Origin of the sequence: Vibrio sp. V31_P5A7T61 (assembly GCF_009904895.1) — a bacterium.
Classification (GTDB): domain Bacteria; phylum Pseudomonadota; class Gammaproteobacteria; order Enterobacterales; family Vibrionaceae; genus Vibrio; species Vibrio metschnikovii.
Map to the genome: position 1 here is coordinate 39595 of NZ_WXWI01000073.1, position 15689 is coordinate 55283.

The 15689-nt window shown below is 46.9% G+C and carries 17 protein-coding genes; 14 read left to right on the plus strand and 3 right to left on the minus strand.

All coding sequences use genetic code 11. The features are described from left to right. Positions 1-72 precede the first annotated feature (72 nt). Entirely contained in the window at positions 73-975 is a 903-nt protein-coding gene (locus CAG58_RS16130; RefSeq protein ID WP_158144297.1) for a LysR family transcriptional regulator, read from the plus strand. Positions 976-1049: 74 nt separating this feature from the next. On the opposite strand, the gene tkt is transcribed toward CAG58_RS16130, so the two are convergent. Further along, complete coding sequence (gene tkt, locus CAG58_RS16135; protein WP_161425464.1) at positions 1050-3044, minus strand: transketolase; 1995 nt, start codon at positions 3042-3044, stop codon at positions 1050-1052. A 444-nt stretch (positions 3045-3488) separates the two neighbouring features. Between tkt and metK the strand changes: the two genes are divergently transcribed. The 7 genes from metK (at position 3489) to ruvX (ending at position 9116) form a co-directional block, all read left to right on the plus strand. Further along, a complete protein-coding gene (gene metK / locus CAG58_RS16140; RefSeq protein ID WP_161425465.1) occupies positions 3489-4643 on the plus strand; it encodes a methionine adenosyltransferase in 1155 nt (384 codons plus the stop codon). Positions 4644-4736: 93 nt separating this feature from the next. After that, the gene (locus CAG58_RS16145) at positions 4737-5225 is read left to right on the plus strand and encodes a SprT family zinc-dependent metalloprotease (protein ID WP_161425466.1); all 489 of its coding nucleotides are present in this window, start codon (positions 4737-4739) and stop codon (positions 5223-5225) included. A gap of 85 nt (positions 5226-5310) precedes the next feature. Then, positions 5311-6024: an endonuclease gene (locus tag CAG58_RS16150; protein ID WP_161425467.1), complete on the plus strand. Its 714-nt coding sequence runs from the start codon at positions 5311-5313 to the stop codon at positions 6022-6024. A gap of 300 nt (positions 6025-6324) precedes the next feature. Continuing rightward, positions 6325-7056: a 16S rRNA (uracil(1498)-N(3))-methyltransferase gene (rsmE, locus tag CAG58_RS16155; protein ID WP_154169232.1), complete on the plus strand. Its 732-nt coding sequence runs from the start codon at positions 6325-6327 to the stop codon at positions 7054-7056. 14 nt (positions 7057-7070) lie between these two features. Then, the gene (gene gshB, locus CAG58_RS16160; RefSeq protein ID WP_158137782.1) at positions 7071-8027 is read left to right on the plus strand and encodes a glutathione synthase; all 957 of its coding nucleotides are present in this window, start codon (positions 7071-7073) and stop codon (positions 8025-8027) included. A gap of 39 nt (positions 8028-8066) precedes the next feature. Next, on the plus strand, positions 8067-8630 hold the full coding sequence (locus CAG58_RS16165) for a YqgE/AlgH family protein (protein WP_040904706.1): 564 nt from the start codon (positions 8067-8069) through the stop codon (positions 8628-8630). A gap of 60 nt (positions 8631-8690) precedes the next feature. Then, positions 8691-9116: a Holliday junction resolvase RuvX gene (gene ruvX / locus CAG58_RS16170; protein WP_004396054.1), complete on the plus strand. Its 426-nt coding sequence runs from the start codon at positions 8691-8693 to the stop codon at positions 9114-9116. Between the two features lie 2 nt (positions 9117-9118). Here ruvX and CAG58_RS16175 read toward each other — a convergent pair whose 3' ends face one another. Beyond that, positions 9119-10225: a PilT/PilU family type 4a pilus ATPase gene (locus tag CAG58_RS16175; RefSeq protein WP_161425468.1), complete on the minus strand. Its 1107-nt coding sequence runs from the start codon at positions 10223-10225 to the stop codon at positions 9119-9121. Between the two features lie 10 nt (positions 10226-10235). Beyond that, positions 10236-11273, minus strand: coding sequence for a type IV pilus twitching motility protein PilT (locus CAG58_RS16180; protein WP_154169236.1), 1038 nt, complete (start codon positions 11271-11273; stop codon positions 10236-10238). 26 nt (positions 11274-11299) lie between these two features. Here CAG58_RS16180 and CAG58_RS16185 point away from each other — a divergent pair, with 26 nt between their 5' ends. The 6 genes from CAG58_RS16185 (at position 11300) to hemW (ending at position 15681) form a co-directional block, all read left to right on the plus strand. Further along, positions 11300-12016, plus strand: a complete 717-nt coding sequence (locus CAG58_RS16185) for a YggS family pyridoxal phosphate-dependent enzyme (protein ID WP_161425469.1) — start codon at positions 11300-11302, stop codon at positions 12014-12016. Positions 12017-12098: 82 nt separating this feature from the next. Then, positions 12099-12917 carry a pyrroline-5-carboxylate reductase gene (proC, locus tag CAG58_RS16190; RefSeq protein ID WP_004396058.1) on the plus strand — a complete coding sequence of 273 codons (819 nt, stop codon included), beginning with the start codon at positions 12099-12101 and terminating at the stop codon, positions 12915-12917. A gap of 52 nt (positions 12918-12969) precedes the next feature. After that, complete coding sequence (locus tag CAG58_RS16195; protein ID WP_040904707.1) at positions 12970-13527, plus strand: YggT family protein; 558 nt, start codon at positions 12970-12972, stop codon at positions 13525-13527. After that, on the plus strand, positions 13527-13820 hold the full coding sequence (yggU, locus tag CAG58_RS16200; RefSeq protein ID WP_004396060.1) for a DUF167 family protein YggU: 294 nt from the start codon (positions 13527-13529) through the stop codon (positions 13818-13820). Before CAG58_RS16195 ends, yggU begins: the two co-directional genes overlap by 1 nt. 92 nt (positions 13821-13912) lie before the next feature. Then, positions 13913-14518, plus strand: coding sequence for an XTP/dITP diphosphatase (locus CAG58_RS16205; RefSeq protein WP_158137781.1), 606 nt, complete (start codon positions 13913-13915; stop codon positions 14516-14518). Next, the gene (gene hemW, locus CAG58_RS16210) at positions 14512-15681 is read left to right on the plus strand and encodes a radical SAM family heme chaperone HemW (RefSeq protein WP_161425470.1); all 1170 of its coding nucleotides are present in this window, start codon (positions 14512-14514) and stop codon (positions 15679-15681) included. The genes CAG58_RS16205 and hemW overlap by 7 nt, the downstream gene beginning before the upstream one ends. The last annotated feature ends 8 nt before the right edge of the window (positions 15682-15689 follow it).

Genomic DNA, 15689 nt, shown 5'->3' on the forward strand with positions numbered 1-15689 from the left:
AGACCGACAGATGGAATAGTCAGTCCCAGATATGGAACAACACGATTATTGAATAACGAGGTCACTGTTATTATGCATGATTTAAGTGCTATCAAAGCCTTCCATGCACTCTGTCAGCACAAAAGTCTGACCGCTGCCGCTAAAGCGCTTGAACAACCAAAATCGACACTAAGTCGACGGCTTGCTATGCTCGAAAGTGATTTAGGGCAAGCGCTGATCACTCGTCAAGGCAACCGACTCACATTAACTAAGGCCGGACAAGTGTTTGCCGTTTATAGCGAGCAATTAGTTGAATTGGCATCAAAAGGTATTGAAGCTCTTCAAGAGCTGAACAATCAAATCAGCGGTAACCTGACGTTAGTCGTTCATCCCAACTTAGTCCGAGGGTGGATAAGTCACGTTCTCGATGAGTTTATGCTGGCACACCCCGAAGTAACCATTCGAGTACACAGTCACTACGTAGCCGAAAATAGCCTGTTAGAACCTGATTTGATGATTTGGATCGGGGCTATCACCCCCTCTGGATGGCGGCGCGAGCTTCTCGGTAATTGGCATTATTCACCGTACGCTTCTCCGAATTATTTAGCCACTCACCCTAAGCCCGAACATCCTGAGCAGCTTATAAATCATACTTGGATAGATTTTATCGCCTGTCGCCAAGAAGGATTAACCCTAACTCATCCGACTCAAGGAGATTGGGTATTACCAGCTCTGAAAAGTCGTTTACAAAGTGATAGCTTAGCCATGCAAGCCGACGCGATAGCCAAAGGGCGAGGAATTGGCTTGCTACCCACTTGGTTTGCAGAAGGCTTTGAACGCGCTCATCCGGGGAGTCTTGCTGCTTGTTTACCAGAGTGGTTATCTCCACCCAGTGAGGTGGCTTGTTACTATCCAGCGGGGCGTCACCCTTTGCGTTTACGCTTGTTTATTGATGCTTTGCGTCATGCTTGCCCTAATGAATGGAAAACGGCTTAGCTCCATAGAAAAAGCCCAGCAAATAAGCTGGGCTCAGTTAGAACTCAATATCAACCATTAAGCCAGTAGTTCGTTTAAGCCAACAGTTCGTTAGCTGTTTTCACCACATTTTCAGTCGTAAAACCAAACATTTTGAACAGTTGATCCGCTGGTGCCGATTCACCGAACGTCGTCATGCCGATGATCTTGCCGCCAAACCCAACGTACTTGTACCAGAAATCCGCAATGCCTGCTTCAATCGCGATACGTTTGGTCACGTCTGCAGGTAATACCGCTTCACGATACGCTGCATCTTGCTTGTCGAAAGCATCGGTCGATGGCATTGAAACCACGCGAACGTGCTTACCTTCAGCGGTTAGCTGCTCTGCCGCTTTCACCGCTAGCTCCACTTCAGAGCCGGTCGCAATCAAGATAAGCTCTGGTTTGCCAGCGCAATCTTTAAGGATATAACCACCTTTGGCGATATCAGCCACTTGCGCTGCCGTACGAGGCTGCTGAGCGAGGTTTTGACGTGAGAAGATCAGCGCTGATGGCGCCTCTTTACGTTCAATGGCCAGTTTCCAGGCGACTGCAGATTCCACTTGGTCACAGGGACGCCATGTGCTCATATTCGGAGTTAAACGCAGTGAAGCGATTTGCTCAACCGGTTGGTGAGTCGGGCCATCTTCACCCAAACCAATCGAGTCATGAGTATAAACCTGAATGTTTTGGATCTTCATCAGCGCCGCCATACGCATTGCGTTACGAGCGTATTCCATAAACATTAAGAAGGTCGCGCCATAAGGGACAAAGCCACCGTGCAACGCGATACCGTTCATAATAGCCGTCATACCAAATTCGCGTACGCCGTAATGGATGTAGTTGCCAGAGAAATCTTCAGCGGTGAGTGATTTTGAACCAGACCACATGGTCAAGTTTGATGGCGCTAAGTCTGCAGAGCCGCCCATAAATTCTGGCAGCATTTTACCAAACGCTTCCAGCGCATTTTGCGAGGCTTTACGTGACGCAATATTGGCAGGGTTAGCTTGTAACTCAGCAATGATCGCATTGGCTTGCTCTTCCCACTGCGCTGGAAGGTCACCATTAACACGGCGTTTGAACTCAGTCGCTTCTACTGGGTACTCGGCAGCGTAAGCGGCAAATTTTTCATCCCAAGCCGCTTCTTTAGCTTGGCCCGCTTCTTTGGCGTCCCACTGAGCGTAAATATCAGCCGGAATTTCAAATGGAGCGTATTGCCAACCCAAGAATTCACGCGCCGCTTTAATTTCATCGTGGCCTAATGGCGCGCCATGGCAGTCATGAGAACCCGCTTTATTGGGTGAGCCAAAACCGATGATGGTTTTGGTACAGATCAATGTTGGACGCGGATCGGCTTTGGCGGCTTCAATCGCTGCGTTAATCGCCTCTACATCGTGACCATCAACCGCTGGGATCACATGCCAGCCATAGGCTTCAAAACGTTTTGGCGTGTCATCTGAGAACCAGCCTTCAACGTGACCGTCAATCGAGATGCCGTTGTCATCCCAAAACGCGATAAGCTTACCAAGGCCAAGCGTGCCTGCCAGTGAGCAGGCTTCGTGAGAAATGCCTTCCATCAAGCAGCCATCACCCATAAAGACATAAGTAAAGTGATCAACGATGTCGTGACCTGGCTTGTTGAACTGAGCCGCGAGCGCTTTTTCAGCCATCGCCATGCCCACTGCATTAGTAATCCCCTGACCTAGAGGACCAGTCGTGGTTTCAATACCTGGCGCGTAACCGTATTCTGGATGACCTGGGGTTTTGGAATGCAACTGACGAAAGTTTTTCAGATCATCAATCGATAACTCATAACCACTTAGGTGCAGCAGTGAGTAAATCAGCATTGAGCCATGGCCGTTAGACAACACAAAACGGTCGCGGTCAGCCCATTGTGGATTTTGCGGATTATGGTTGAGGTGTGAGCGCCACAGCACTTCAGCGATATCCGCCATGCCCATTGGGGCTCCCGGATGCCCAGAGTTAGCTTGTTGAACACCATCCATGCTTAACGCACGAATCGCGTTAGCCAGTTGTTTACGCGAAGACATATCAGCTCCTAAAAAGCGATGAAATAAAAAGCGATCTCCCAAACCAATCAAAGTTGCAAATCAACGATGGGTGCTCTCGCTCCTACCAGCAACATTATTGCTCTGAATAGAAGGCAAACCAAATCACTGAACCGCCGCCGCTTAAAGTGGGAAGGGTATAGAAAAAGTGCTCAATATTGTCGCAAAGCCCCTTACGCTCTGCAAACCTTTTACTGCCTCTTGGGCTGATTTTTGCAATCGGTTACATGAAATTTCATCGTAATTATAAAAACATCACAAAACCAAGCAAACGTTTGGCCATAAGATAAACTAAAAAAGAGCTTGTAATTTGAGCATTGAAAACTAGAATAGACGTCTAGATGTAGAAACGCCTACATATTGAACAATTTTACCGACGCGTTTATCGAATAACGGGTCGCTACTAATATGAAAATTGGAGCTATCATGGCTAAACATTTGTTTACTTCTGAATCTGTATCAGAAGGTCATCCTGATAAAATTGCCGACCAAATCTCTGACGCGGTTCTTGATGCCATTTTAGAACAAGATCCAAAAGCTCGTGTCGCGTGTGAAACCTATGTCAAAACCGGAATGGTCATGGTTGGCGGTGAAGTAACGACGTCAGCGTGGGTGGATATTGAAGAGCTGACTCGCCAAACGGTACGTGAAATTGGTTATGTTAACTCTGAGATGGGCTTTGATGCCAACTCTTGTGCGGTACTCAATACCATTGGTAAACAGTCGCCAGATATCAACCAAGGCGTTGATAAAGCCGATCCTAAAGATCAAGGCGCAGGTGACCAAGGCATCATGTTTGGTTACGCTTGTAACGAAACCGAAGTGCTGATGCCTGCACCGATTACCTATGCACACCGTTTAATGCAGCGTCAAGCTGAAGTGCGTAAAAATGGTAGCCTAGCTTGGTTGCGCCCTGATGCAAAATCTCAGGTCACTTTCCAATATGACCAAGGTAAGATCGTCGGTATTGATGCTGTGGTACTGTCTACTCAGCATTGTGATTCCGTTTCCACCGCTGATCTGCGTGAAGGCGTGATGGAAGAGATCATCAAGCCTGTTCTACCTGCAGAATGGCTAACCAAAGACACCAAATACTTCATTAACCCAACTGGTCGTTTCGTGATTGGTGGTCCAATGGGTGACTGTGGCTTAACGGGTCGTAAAATTATCGTCGATACCTACGGCGGCGCAGCACGTCATGGTGGTGGTGCTTTCTCTGGTAAAGATCCATCAAAAGTTGACCGTTCAGCCGCTTACGCTGCTCGCTATGTTGCCAAAAACATTGTGGCTGCCGGTCTTGCGGATCGCTGTGAGATTCAACTTTCTTACGCCATTGGTGTCGCTGATCCAACGTCGATCATGGTAGAAACCTTCGGTAGCGAGAAAGTACCACACGATATTATCATTGAAGCGGTTCGTCAGTTCTTCGACTTACGTCCTTACGGTTTGCAAGAAATGCTCAGCTTACTACAGCCGATCTACAAGAAAACCGCCGCTTATGGTCACTTTGGTCGCGAAGAATTCCCTTGGGAAGCGACAGATAAAGCTACCCTATTGCGTGACTTTGCCGGTTTAAAATAATTATCCATAGCCGAAATGGCTTACTCTCCAACGAGTGGTAAGCCATGATTGGATAAACCTCAGATCCGTCTGAGGTTTTTTATTGGAGGTCCTTTGATCAATTTTGAATTGCATTATCGTGCCCAGCAGCAAATACAACGCTGTATTGAACGGGCCTCAGAATACTTTAATACCCCTTTCTCCCTACCAAAACTCAGCCTAAAACTACGCGGTAAAACCGCAGGTAAAGCCTATTTGCAACGCTGGGAAATTCGCTTAAATCCGATTTTATTGGCTGAAAATCCGCAAGCTTTTATCGATGAAGTGATCCCCCATGAAATTGCTCACCTGATCACTTATCAACGTTATGGACGAGTACGTCCTCACGGTCGTGAATGGCAATCCGTTATGTCACAGGTGTTTAATCTGCCCCCCAGAACCACTCACAGCTTCGATGTTGGCTCTGTCCAGGGTAAAACCTTTGCTTATCGCTGCGCGTGTCAAGTTCACTCATTATCAATTCGTCGTCATAACAAGGTGTTACGTCAACAAAGCAGCTATCATTGCCGCCACTGTCAAACACCTCTGGTCTTTACTGGATAAACCGACTCCTCATTCATCTATCAATAGGCAAGTCATTTTTTGAGTGGTAGACTGCGAAAAATCATACTTATCTCAGTCTTTTGCCATGTTTTATTTACGTTTGCTGTCGATTTTAGGTTTATTTGTTTTTACTACCAGTAGCCTCGCTGCTGCCCCAACTTCTTTTGCTCAAGCCAAACGTATCGCCGTTAAACTTTATCAAGATCATCCGGTTAGCTTCTACTGTGGCTGTGAGATTAGCTGGCAAGGTCAACGAGGTATTCCTGATCTTGAAGGCTGTGGCTATGAAGTTCGCAAACAAGCCACCCGCGCCAATCGAATTGAATGGGAGCACGTGGTGCCTGCTTGGCAGTTTGGTCATCAGTTACAATGTTGGCAAGAAGGCGGGCGCAAACACTGTGCACGCCACGATGAGCAATTTCGTCAAATGGAGGCCGATTTACACAACCTCACTCCCGCGATTGGTGAAGTGAATGGCGATCGCTCTAACTTCAATTTTAGTCAATGGAACGGGATTGATGGTGCGACGTATGGTCGCTGTGAAATGCAAATTAACTTTGCTCAGCGTAAGGCTATGCCGCCGACAAGAGCTCGTGGCGCTATCGCCCGTACCTATTTGTATATGAGTCAGCACTATGGGTTTAAGCTATCTAAGCAACAAGCACAATTAATGCAGGTTTGGGATAATCAATACCCGGCTGATGAATGGGAGTGTGAACGTAACCGACGCATTACCACCATTCAAGGTCACTCTAATCCATTTGTTGATACACAGTGTTCTCGTCGCCACCCTGAATAGAGCCAAGATCGTCATCAACAACAATGACTAAAACTTCAAGCTGAACGCTTAAACGAATAGGGGCAGTGTCATCGCATCTTAAACGGTGACCGTCCCTCAAACGCCGCAGAAAAAGATATTTCCCTTCAACGCGGTGATCAGGTGAGCTATCATCACTAGATTGTGGTTATCAAGACATCGGTCGGGTAACACGGATACTCCATGACTTGAACCCGTCACTTAACGTACCAATATTATCCATACTGTGCGATCTTCAAGTCACCAAAGTATCGCTTTGTCATCAATTATTAGGAACTTGGCATGCGTATTCCTCGAATTTATCATCCCTCCCCTATCCACCAATTGGGCACGCTTGCCCTCAGTGACGACGCCGCCAATCATATCGGTAAAGTCCTGCGTATGCAGCCCGGTCAATCGGTGACGTTGTTTGATGGGAGTGATGCTGAATTTCCTGCGGTGATCAGTGAGATCAGCAAAAAACAGCTGACCGTTGACATTCAGCAACGCATTGAAAAAAGCATTGAATCACCGCTCAATTTACATCTTGGGCAAGTGATTTCTCGCGGTGATAAAATGGAATTCACCATCCAAAAATCGGTCGAGCTTGGCGTGAATACTATTACGCCTTTATTATCAGAGCGTTGTGGGGTAAAACTGGATCCAAAACGCTTTGAAAAAAAACTTCTGCAATGGCAAAAGATAGCGATTGCTGCCTGCGAACAATGTGGCCGAAATCGGATCCCTGTCATCCGCCCAGTGATGGAATTAGAAGCTTGGTGCGCTGAGCCTAGTCAGGCACTTAAACTCAATTTACACCCTCGCGCGTCCTATTCGATCAATACCTTACCTGAGCCGGTAAGCAACGTCCGTTTATTGATAGGTCCAGAAGGTGGCCTATCTGAGCAAGAAATTGCCATGACCGAACAATACCACTTTGCAGAAACGCTGCTCGGTCCTCGCGTACTGCGTACCGAAACCGCAGCACTGACTGCTATTACAGCGCTACAAGTTCGTTTCGGCGATCTTGGCTAACTCGGAGAAATTCAATGATTAAACTTGGCATCGTGATGGATCCCATTTCATCAATTAATATTAAAAAAGATTCCAGCTTTGCCATGATGCTTGAAGCACAGCGTCGTGGTTATCAAATTCATTACATGGAAATGGCTGATCTGCACTTAGAACAAGGTGTGGCTATGGCGGATACTAAAGTGGTCAGCGTCAAAGAAGATCCCGCGGCTTGGTATCAATTTCAATCTGAGCAAACCATTCGTCTCGCGGATCTTGATGCCGTATTGATGCGCAAAGATCCCCCTTTTGATACCGAGTATATTTACGCAACGTATATTCTGGAAAGAGCGGAAGAAGAAGGCACACTGATCGTCAATAAACCGCAAAGCCTACGTGATTGTAATGAAAAATTATTTACCGCTTGGTTTCCAGAATTAACGCCTACCACACTGGTGACTCGTAAAGCGGAAAAAATTAAAGCCTTTCGTGAGCAACACGGCGATGTGATCTTAAAACCGCTCGATGGTATGGGCGGATCATCAATTTTTCGCATTAAACAAGGCGATCCTAACGTATCGGTGATCATCGAAACGCTGACCAACCACGGACAAACCTACTGCATGGCACAAACCTTTGTCCCCGATATCAGTAACGGTGACAAACGGATCCTAGTCGTCGATGGTGAGCCAATGCCATACTGCTTAGCACGTATTCCTGCTCAAGGTGAGACCCGTGGTAACTTAGCGGCTGGAGGAAGGGGAGAAGCTCGACCACTGAGTGAAACCGATAAAGCGATTGCGTTAGCTGTGGCTCCAACATTAAAAGAAAAAGGCTTGATCTTTGTCGGTCTTGATGTGATTGGTGATAAACTCACCGAAATCAATGTCACTAGCCCAACCTGTATTCGTGAAATCGAAGCCGCTTTTGATATCTCGATTACCGGCAAGCTGATGGATGCGATTGAACGTCGTATTAAGGCCTTATCTATGTAGGAGTTTAACGCTCCTCAATACCAAAGGATTGAAGATTAGATGAATCTGACTAATCATTTTCTCGTTGCCATGCCCAGTATGCAAGATCCTTACTTCAAACGCAGCGTGATCTACGTCTGCGAACATAATGAAGAGGGTGCAATGGGGCTAATGATCAATGCTCCGATCGATATTACGGTCAGTGGGATGCTAAAACAGGTCGAGATCGAGCCCGCTTACCCACACTCTCGAGAGCAAAGCCTAAAGAAACCGGTCTTTAACGGTGGGCCGATTTCCGAAGATCGTGGATTTGTTCTGCATCGAATGAAAGATCATTATGAGTCGACCATGAAGATGACCGACGATATTGCGGTAACCACTTCGAAAGATATCCTCTGTGTACTCGGTACTGAGGCGGAACCGAATGGTTATATTGTCGCATTAGGTTATTCTGGTTGGTCTCCAGGCCAATTAGAACAAGAGTTAACCGAAAACTCTTGGCTAACCATTGAAGCGGATGCCGATTTAATCTTTGATACGCCAGTCCATGAAAAATGGCAAAAAGCGATTCAAAAATTAGGCATTAATCCCGCCCAACTGGCTCCTCAATCAGGCCATGCCTAACTTAACCTTTAAGGCGCATTAACCATCGAGTTAATGCGCCACAGCAATGAGACGTCTATTATGTCGCGTACCATTATGGCCTTTGATTTCGGCACTAAAAGTATCGGTAGTGCTATCGGTCAAGAAATTACCGGAACGGCCTCGCCATTAAAAGCCTTTAAAGCCAATGATGGCATCCCCAATTGGGATGAGATAGAAAAACAGATCAAAGAGTGGCAACCCAATCTATTAGTGGTTGGCTTACCCACTGACTTACATGGCAAAGATTTAGATACCATCACCCCACGGGCGAAAAAATTTGCTAACCGCTTACACGGACGCTTCGGCTTACCCGTTGAGCTGCACGATGAACGCCTATCGACCGCAGAGGCACGCTCCGAGCTGTTTGCCCACGGCGGCTACAAGGCACTCAGTAAAGGCAATATAGACTGCCAATCAGCGGTCGTGATCTTAGAAAGCTGGTTTGAAAGACAATGGGCAAACTAGTCTCACTCCATATCAATCTTAATATTATCCAACGCACCAGAAGAGTAGCCCTCTCCCCGCTGGGTTTTGAGCATAAGGCGTAAATCATTGGCTGAGTCGGCGCTGTGCAGCGCATCTTGCTCAGTGATTTTATCGTCAATCACCAATTGATACAGCGCTTGATCGAAGGTTTGCATTCCCACTTCTTTCGATTTAGCCATGGTTGCTTTTAATTCGTGCAAATCGCCACGGCGGATCAAATCCGCCATTCTTGGACTATTGAGCAAAATCTCAAACACGCCATGACGCCCTTTACCTTGTTTATCACGCAGCAGTTGCTGACCAATCACTCCTTTTAAGTTCATCGATAAATCAAACAGAAACTGTTCTTTTTTCTCTTTCGGCATCAAATGTAAAATACGCTCTAAGGCTTGGTTGGCATTGTTGGCGTGTAAGGTTGCCATACATAAATGCCCAGTTTCGGCAAAGGTCATCGCGTATTCCATGGTTTCACGACTGCGTATTTCACCAATCAAAATCATGTCCGGCGCTTGGCGAAGTGAATTTTTCAATGCCACTTCATAGCTCTCAGTATCTAAGCCGACTTCACGCTGAGTCACAATACAGCCTTGATGAGGATGAACAAATTCAATCGGATCCTCGACAGTAAGAATGTGCCCGCGGGTTTTCAAATTACGATAACCGGTCATCGCCGCCATGGTGGTTGATTTTCCCGAGCCTGTCGCACCGACCACTAACACTAAACCCCGCTTGGTTAGCGCGAGATCTTTAAGCACCTCCGGCAACTGCAAGTCATCAAAACTAGGAATTTGCGTTTCGATCCGGCGAATAACGGCACCCGGTAGCTCACGCTGAAAAAAGGCACTGACTCGGAAACGGCCAAAATCACGCACAATCGCAAAATTGGCCTCACGCGTTTGGTTAAACTCCGTTTGTCGGTCGCTATCCATCATCCGCAATAACAACTCTTTGACCTGAGATTCACTTAACGCTTCCCCCTGAGGTTGGAGATCGCCATTGACGCGATACAAAATTGGAGCCGCGACAGTGATGTAGAGATCGGACGCCCCTTGGGTGAGCATCTCTTGTAATATTTGATCCAATTGCATGATGCGTTCCTTAGAATGATGAGCTGTCTAAACCAAGTTTTTGTTGGACCTCTGGTAAATCCACAACCCCTTGAGCGACCAACTGCTTAGCATGCTGCTCCATAGTTTGCATCCCATGCGCAGCGCCCGTTTGGATGATCGAATACATCTGTGCGACTTTATCTTCTCGGATCAAGTTACGAATCGCAGGAGTCGCTAACATAATTTCGTGACACGCCACGCGCCCCCCTCCGACTCGCTTAAACAGTTTTTGCGCAATCACCGCACGCAGCGATTCCGATAACATCGAACGCACCATGTCTTTATCGCTGCCCGGGAATACATCGATAATCCGATCAATGGTTTTTGCGGCAGAACTAGTGTGTAGCGTACCAAACACTAAATGTCCCGTTTCAGCGGCGGTTAACGCTAAACTGATTGTCTCTTGATCACGCAGCTCACCGACTAAGATCACATCAGGGTCTTCTCGCAGCGCCGAACGTAACGCATTTTTAAAACTATGTGTATCACGATGAACTTCACGCTGGTTAATCAAACACTTATTATTGCTATGCACAAATTCTATCGGATCTTCAATGGTCAAAATGTGTTTATTATGATGAGTATTGATATAATCAACCATTGCCGCTAACGTTGTCGATTTACCGGATCCAGTGGGGCCAGTAACAAGGACTAACCCTTTCTCATAATTGGATATTTTTCGAAAGATCTCCGGAGCATTCAACTGATCCAACGTTGGGATCACTGTAGGAATCGTTCGAAATACGGCGGAGCTGCCGCGCGACTGATGAAAGGCATTAACCCGAAAACGTCCCACATTCGGTAGCTCAAAGGAAAAATCGACTTCGAGGCGCTCTTCATATTCACTGCGCTGGGCATCATTCATGATGGCAAAGATTAATCGATGCACGTCAGCATGACTAAAAGCAGGCACTCCCAGCTTACGGACTTCACCATCAATCCGGACCATGGGCGGAACACCTGCAGAAAGATGTAGATCTGACGCATTATGCTTTACACTAAAATCCAGTAACTCTGAGATATCCATTTATTTTTCCTTAATAAAGTCGAGCCATGAGTAGTATTCAACAAAACATTGAACAGATCACCTCACAGATTAAGAGCGCACAACAAAAGTGTGGTCGCTCTCCAAGCTCTGTGCAACTTTTAGCGGTCAGTAAAACCAAACCTGTCGAGGCAATTCTCGAAGCAGCCCTCGCTGGGCAACTTGCTTTTGGAGAAAACTATGTTCAAGAAGGGGTGAATAAAATTCGCTATTTTGCTGAGCATCATCCACAACTCGATTTAGAATGGCATTTTATTGGCCCATTGCAATCCAATAAAACTCGTCTTATTGCCGAACATTTTGACTGGATGCACACCGTGGATAGAGCAAAAATCGCTCAGCGACTGAGTGAGCAACGTCCGGCTCACAAAGCACCGTTACAGGTCTTAATTCAGGTAAACACCAGTGGTGAAACCTCAAAATCCGGTATTAGTGAGCAAGCGTTGTTTCCCTTAGCAGAGTTGATTTCTGAACTACCGAACCTCACATTAAGAGGGTTGATGTGCATTCCGGAGAACGTCGCTGATTATGCTGAGCAATTGGTTGCTTTTCAGCGCTTAGCTGACCTGCAAGCACGCTTAAGGGAACGCTATCCAGCACTGGATACTCTATCAATGGGGATGAGTGGTGATATGCAAGCGGCCATCGAAGCCGGAAGTACGATGGTACGCATTGGAACGGCGATTTTTGGCCAGCGCGATTATCCAACCTCAACGAAACCATGATCCTTGCTCAAAGCAGGTTTACTTTTCGTCGAACAATGACCCGCTACCACCAGAGTAGCCAACTGTAGGATAGAACATCATTATGGAACAAAGAACGATTGCTTTTATTGGCGCAGGAAATATGGCTCATGCGATCATCGCTGGCCTGATTGCCAGTGGTTATCCAGCGCAGCGGATCATTGCCAGCGCGCCGTCCCAAGCCAACTTAGCCTCGTTACATACTCAGTATGCGATTAAAACCACCAGCGATAATCTCGCCGCCGCTCAGCAAGCGGATGTCGTGGTGCTGGCGGTAAAACCTCAATTAATGGCTGAAGTATGTCAACCAATGCAAGCTATTGATTGGTCAAATAAATTAGTTATTTCTATCGCCGCGGGGATTTCGGTAGCGCGCTTGCAACAATTGCTCAATACTCAACCTGCGTTAGTACGGGTGATGCCAAACACCCCCTCATTGGTTAATCAAGGCATGGCAGGGTTATTTGCCGCACCAGAGGCAAGTGAAAGTGACAAAAACTTCACTGAGCAGTTGATGAGTTCGGTGGGAAAAACTTGCTGGGTGAGTGAAGAATCAGCAATCAATAGTGTCATCGCCGCCGCAGGTAGCGCACCGGCCTACTTTTTCTTGTTTATGGAAGCCATGCAAGCCGAGGCAATCGCTCAGGGATTTGATAAGCAAACCGCACGCTTATTGGTGGAGCAGTCGGCGTTAGGCGCAGCGCAGATGGTTGCAGCAAACCCGCAGCTAGAGCTAGCAACCTTACGTGAGCAAGTGACGTCCAAAGGAGGCACGACAGCACAAGCTATCGCAACCTTTGAGCAGCATCAGCTATCGGATATCGTTGCTAAGGCCATGCGTGCCGCAGTCCATCGTGCGCAAGAGATGGAAAAACTATTTTAAATAGACCGCCATTTCAGTACTCTATTCATTAATTTATCATAAGGGCTTTCTCATGAATGCTATGAGCTTTTTAATCTCCACCTTGTTTGATATCTATATCATGGTGGTTATTCTGCGTGTTTGGCTACAAGCCGCTCGCGCCGATTTTTATAATCCGTTTTCACAATTTATTGTCAAAACCACTCAACCCGTGGTTGCGCCATTACGTCGAATGATCCCCTCGGTGGGTAATCTGGACCTTGCCACCATCCTCTTTGCTTATGTGTTATCGGTGCTCAAATTCGTCGTCCTGATCCTGATGGTCTCTAAGGGTGCGATGGTCTTCAGTCTCGATTTCTTATGGTTTGGCTTATTGTCTTTAGTCAAAGCAGCCGGTGGATTACTGTTTTGGATCTTACTGATCCGGGCGATTTTGAGCTGGGTCAGCCAAGGACGTAGCCCAATAGAGTTTGTTTTCCATCAATTAACCGAACCTATGCTAAGCCCTATTCGCCGGATCATCCCAGCGATGGGTGGTTTCGATTTAAGCATTTTAGTGCTGTTTATTATTCTACAATTCGCTAACTTTTTAATGGGTGATTTCATTGGCCCCATTTGGTATCAGTTGTAATGTCAATCGCTTGGCTTGATGGGCAAGATCTTTGCCTGCGGATTTATGTCCAACCTAAAGCCAGCCGCGATAGTTTAGTGGGGCAACACGGTGATGAGCTCAAAATAGCCATCACTGCGCCGCCTGTTGATGGAAAAGCGAATGCCCATTTAAGCCGCTATCTTGCCAAACTGTGTAAAGTATCGAAAAGCGCGGTTGAAATAGAAAAAGGCCAGCTAGGGCGGCATAAACAAGTACGCATCCTCTCACCTACGGTGATCCCTGCCGAAATTCAAGCTCTGTTCCCCACTTAATGTGGGGAATTTTTTTCTCCGAACTGTTGTACAATAACCGTTAGCGATGACGACAAGTCTCATCGAGCTCCCCATTCAGACGTGAGAGATTTATGAATAAGATTGTTTTAGCCACTGGTAACCGAGGAAAAGTCGCGGAAATGGCCGATTTATTAGCCGATTTCGGTTTTGAGGTTATCGCACAAAGTGAATTAAATGTGCCAGATGCTGATGAAACAGGCTTAACCTTTATTGAAAATGCCATCATCAAAGCACGTCATGCCGCTGCCCTTACTGGTCTACCAGCGATTGCCGATGATTCTGGACTCGAGGTTGACTATCTTGATGGCGCACCGGGCATTTATTCTGCGCGCTATGCCGGAGCCAATGCTTCAGATAACGATAACCTGCAAAAGTTATTAACCCGCTTAGAAGGTGTGCCGAGTGAACAGAGAACCGCTCGCTTTCACTGTGTTTTAGTCTATCTGCGTCATGCTAACGACCCAACACCTCTGGTTTGTCATGGTCAGTGGCAAGGTGAAATCTTAACTGAGCCTCGCGGTGAGCATGGCTTTGGTTACGATCCCATTTTCTGGGTTCCCGAAGAAAACTGCGCTTCTGCCCAGTTACCTGCCGCCCGTAAAAAGCAGCTCTCTCATCGCGCTAAAGCTCTACAATTACTGTTTCAAGCCTTAAAAGAGCAACGCGCCTCATGCTAACGCCGCCCAAGTTGAGCTTGTACGCCCATATCCCGTGGTGCGTACAAAAATGCCCTTATTGCGATTTTAACTCTCACGCCTTAAAAGAAGAGATCCCTGAAACGCAATATATCGCTGCACTACTGGAAGATCTGGATCGTGATATTGAGCGCTATCAGCTTGCTAACGATCCAAGGCGATTGCATTCGATCTTTATCGGCGGGGGGACGCCGAGCTTAGTTTCACCACAAGGCATCCAAGATTTGATTGACGGCATTGCCGCGCGCATTCCGTTTCAACCTGAGATTGAGATCACCATGGAAGCCAACCCTGGTACGATTGAAGCTGAGCGTTTCGCGGCTTATCGCCTCGCAGGCGTCACTCGAATCTCGATTGGCGTACAAAGCTTTGCCACCGAGAAGTTAGCGCACTTAGGTCGTATTCATGGCCAACAAGAGGCAGTACGTGCGGCAAAACTGGCGCATGCCATTGGTTTAAAAAGCTTTAATTTGGATTTAATGCACGGCCTGCCCGATCAAAGCCTAGCGCAAGCCTTGGATGATTTAGACCAAGCGATAGCGTTAAATCCTCCTCACCTATCTTGGTATCAATTGACCATTGAGCCCAATACGCTGTTTTATTCTAAGCCCCCCACTCTGCCCGATGATGATGCGCTGTGGGATATTTTTGAACTTGGCCATCAAAAACTCACTGAGGCAGGTTATGTACAGTATGAAATCTCCGGCTACAGTAAGCCTGGCTATCAATGCCAACATAACCTCAATTACTGGCGATTTGGTGACTATCTGGGCATTGGCTGTGGAGCGCACGGTAAATTGAGCTTTGCTGATGGCCGAATTATTCGCACCACTAAAGTGAAACATCCACGTGGTTACTTAGCGGCTTATCAAAATATGGTGAAGCCTTATTTGAGTGATGAACAGCTCGTTGCCGAAAGCGATCGTCCTTTTGAATTTTTCATGAACCGATTTCGTCTGCTCGAAGCGTGTCCAAAACAAGATTTCATCACCACCACAGGGCTAGCGTTAAGTGTGATTGAACCAACCATCCAATGGGCGTGTGAGATGAATTACTTAACCCAAGATGCCACCTCGTGGCAGATCACTGAACATGGTAAGTTATTTTTGAATGATTTACTGGCGGCATTTATGGCTGAAGAGTAACTCAACAA

Excerpts from the sequence above, each read along its gene's own strand:
- CAG58_RS16130 (WP_158144297.1), top strand. The coding sequence starts at position 73 with ATGCATGATTTAAGTGCTATCAAAGCCTTCCATGCACTCTGTCAGCAC.
- tkt (WP_161425464.1), bottom strand. The coding sequence starts at position 3,044 with ATGTCTTCGCGTAAACAACTGGCTAACGCGATTCGTGCGTTAAGCATG.
- metK (WP_161425465.1), top strand. The coding sequence starts at position 3,489 with ATGGCTAAACATTTGTTTACTTCTGAATCTGTATCAGAAGGTCATCCT.
- CAG58_RS16150 (WP_161425467.1), top strand. The coding sequence starts at position 5,311 with ATGTTTTATTTACGTTTGCTGTCGATTTTAGGTTTATTTGTTTTTACT.
- rsmE (WP_154169232.1), top strand. The coding sequence starts at position 6,325 with ATGCGTATTCCTCGAATTTATCATCCCTCCCCTATCCACCAATTGGGC.
- gshB (WP_158137782.1), top strand. The coding sequence starts at position 7,071 with ATGATTAAACTTGGCATCGTGATGGATCCCATTTCATCAATTAATATT.
- CAG58_RS16165 (WP_040904706.1), top strand. The coding sequence starts at position 8,067 with ATGAATCTGACTAATCATTTTCTCGTTGCCATGCCCAGTATGCAAGAT.
- ruvX (WP_004396054.1), top strand. The coding sequence starts at position 8,691 with ATGTCGCGTACCATTATGGCCTTTGATTTCGGCACTAAAAGTATCGGT.
- CAG58_RS16175 (WP_161425468.1), bottom strand. The coding sequence starts at position 10,225 with ATGCAATTGGATCAAATATTACAAGAGATGCTCACCCAAGGGGCGTCC.
- CAG58_RS16180 (WP_154169236.1), bottom strand. The coding sequence starts at position 11,273 with ATGGATATCTCAGAGTTACTGGATTTTAGTGTAAAGCATAATGCGTCA.
- CAG58_RS16185 (WP_161425469.1), top strand. The coding sequence starts at position 11,300 with ATGAGTAGTATTCAACAAAACATTGAACAGATCACCTCACAGATTAAG.
- proC (WP_004396058.1), top strand. The coding sequence starts at position 12,099 with ATGGAACAAAGAACGATTGCTTTTATTGGCGCAGGAAATATGGCTCAT.
- CAG58_RS16195 (WP_040904707.1), top strand. The coding sequence starts at position 12,970 with ATGAATGCTATGAGCTTTTTAATCTCCACCTTGTTTGATATCTATATC.
- yggU (WP_004396060.1), top strand. The coding sequence starts at position 13,527 with ATGTCAATCGCTTGGCTTGATGGGCAAGATCTTTGCCTGCGGATTTAT.
- CAG58_RS16205 (WP_158137781.1), top strand. The coding sequence starts at position 13,913 with ATGAATAAGATTGTTTTAGCCACTGGTAACCGAGGAAAAGTCGCGGAA.
- hemW (WP_161425470.1), top strand. The coding sequence starts at position 14,512 with ATGCTAACGCCGCCCAAGTTGAGCTTGTACGCCCATATCCCGTGGTGC.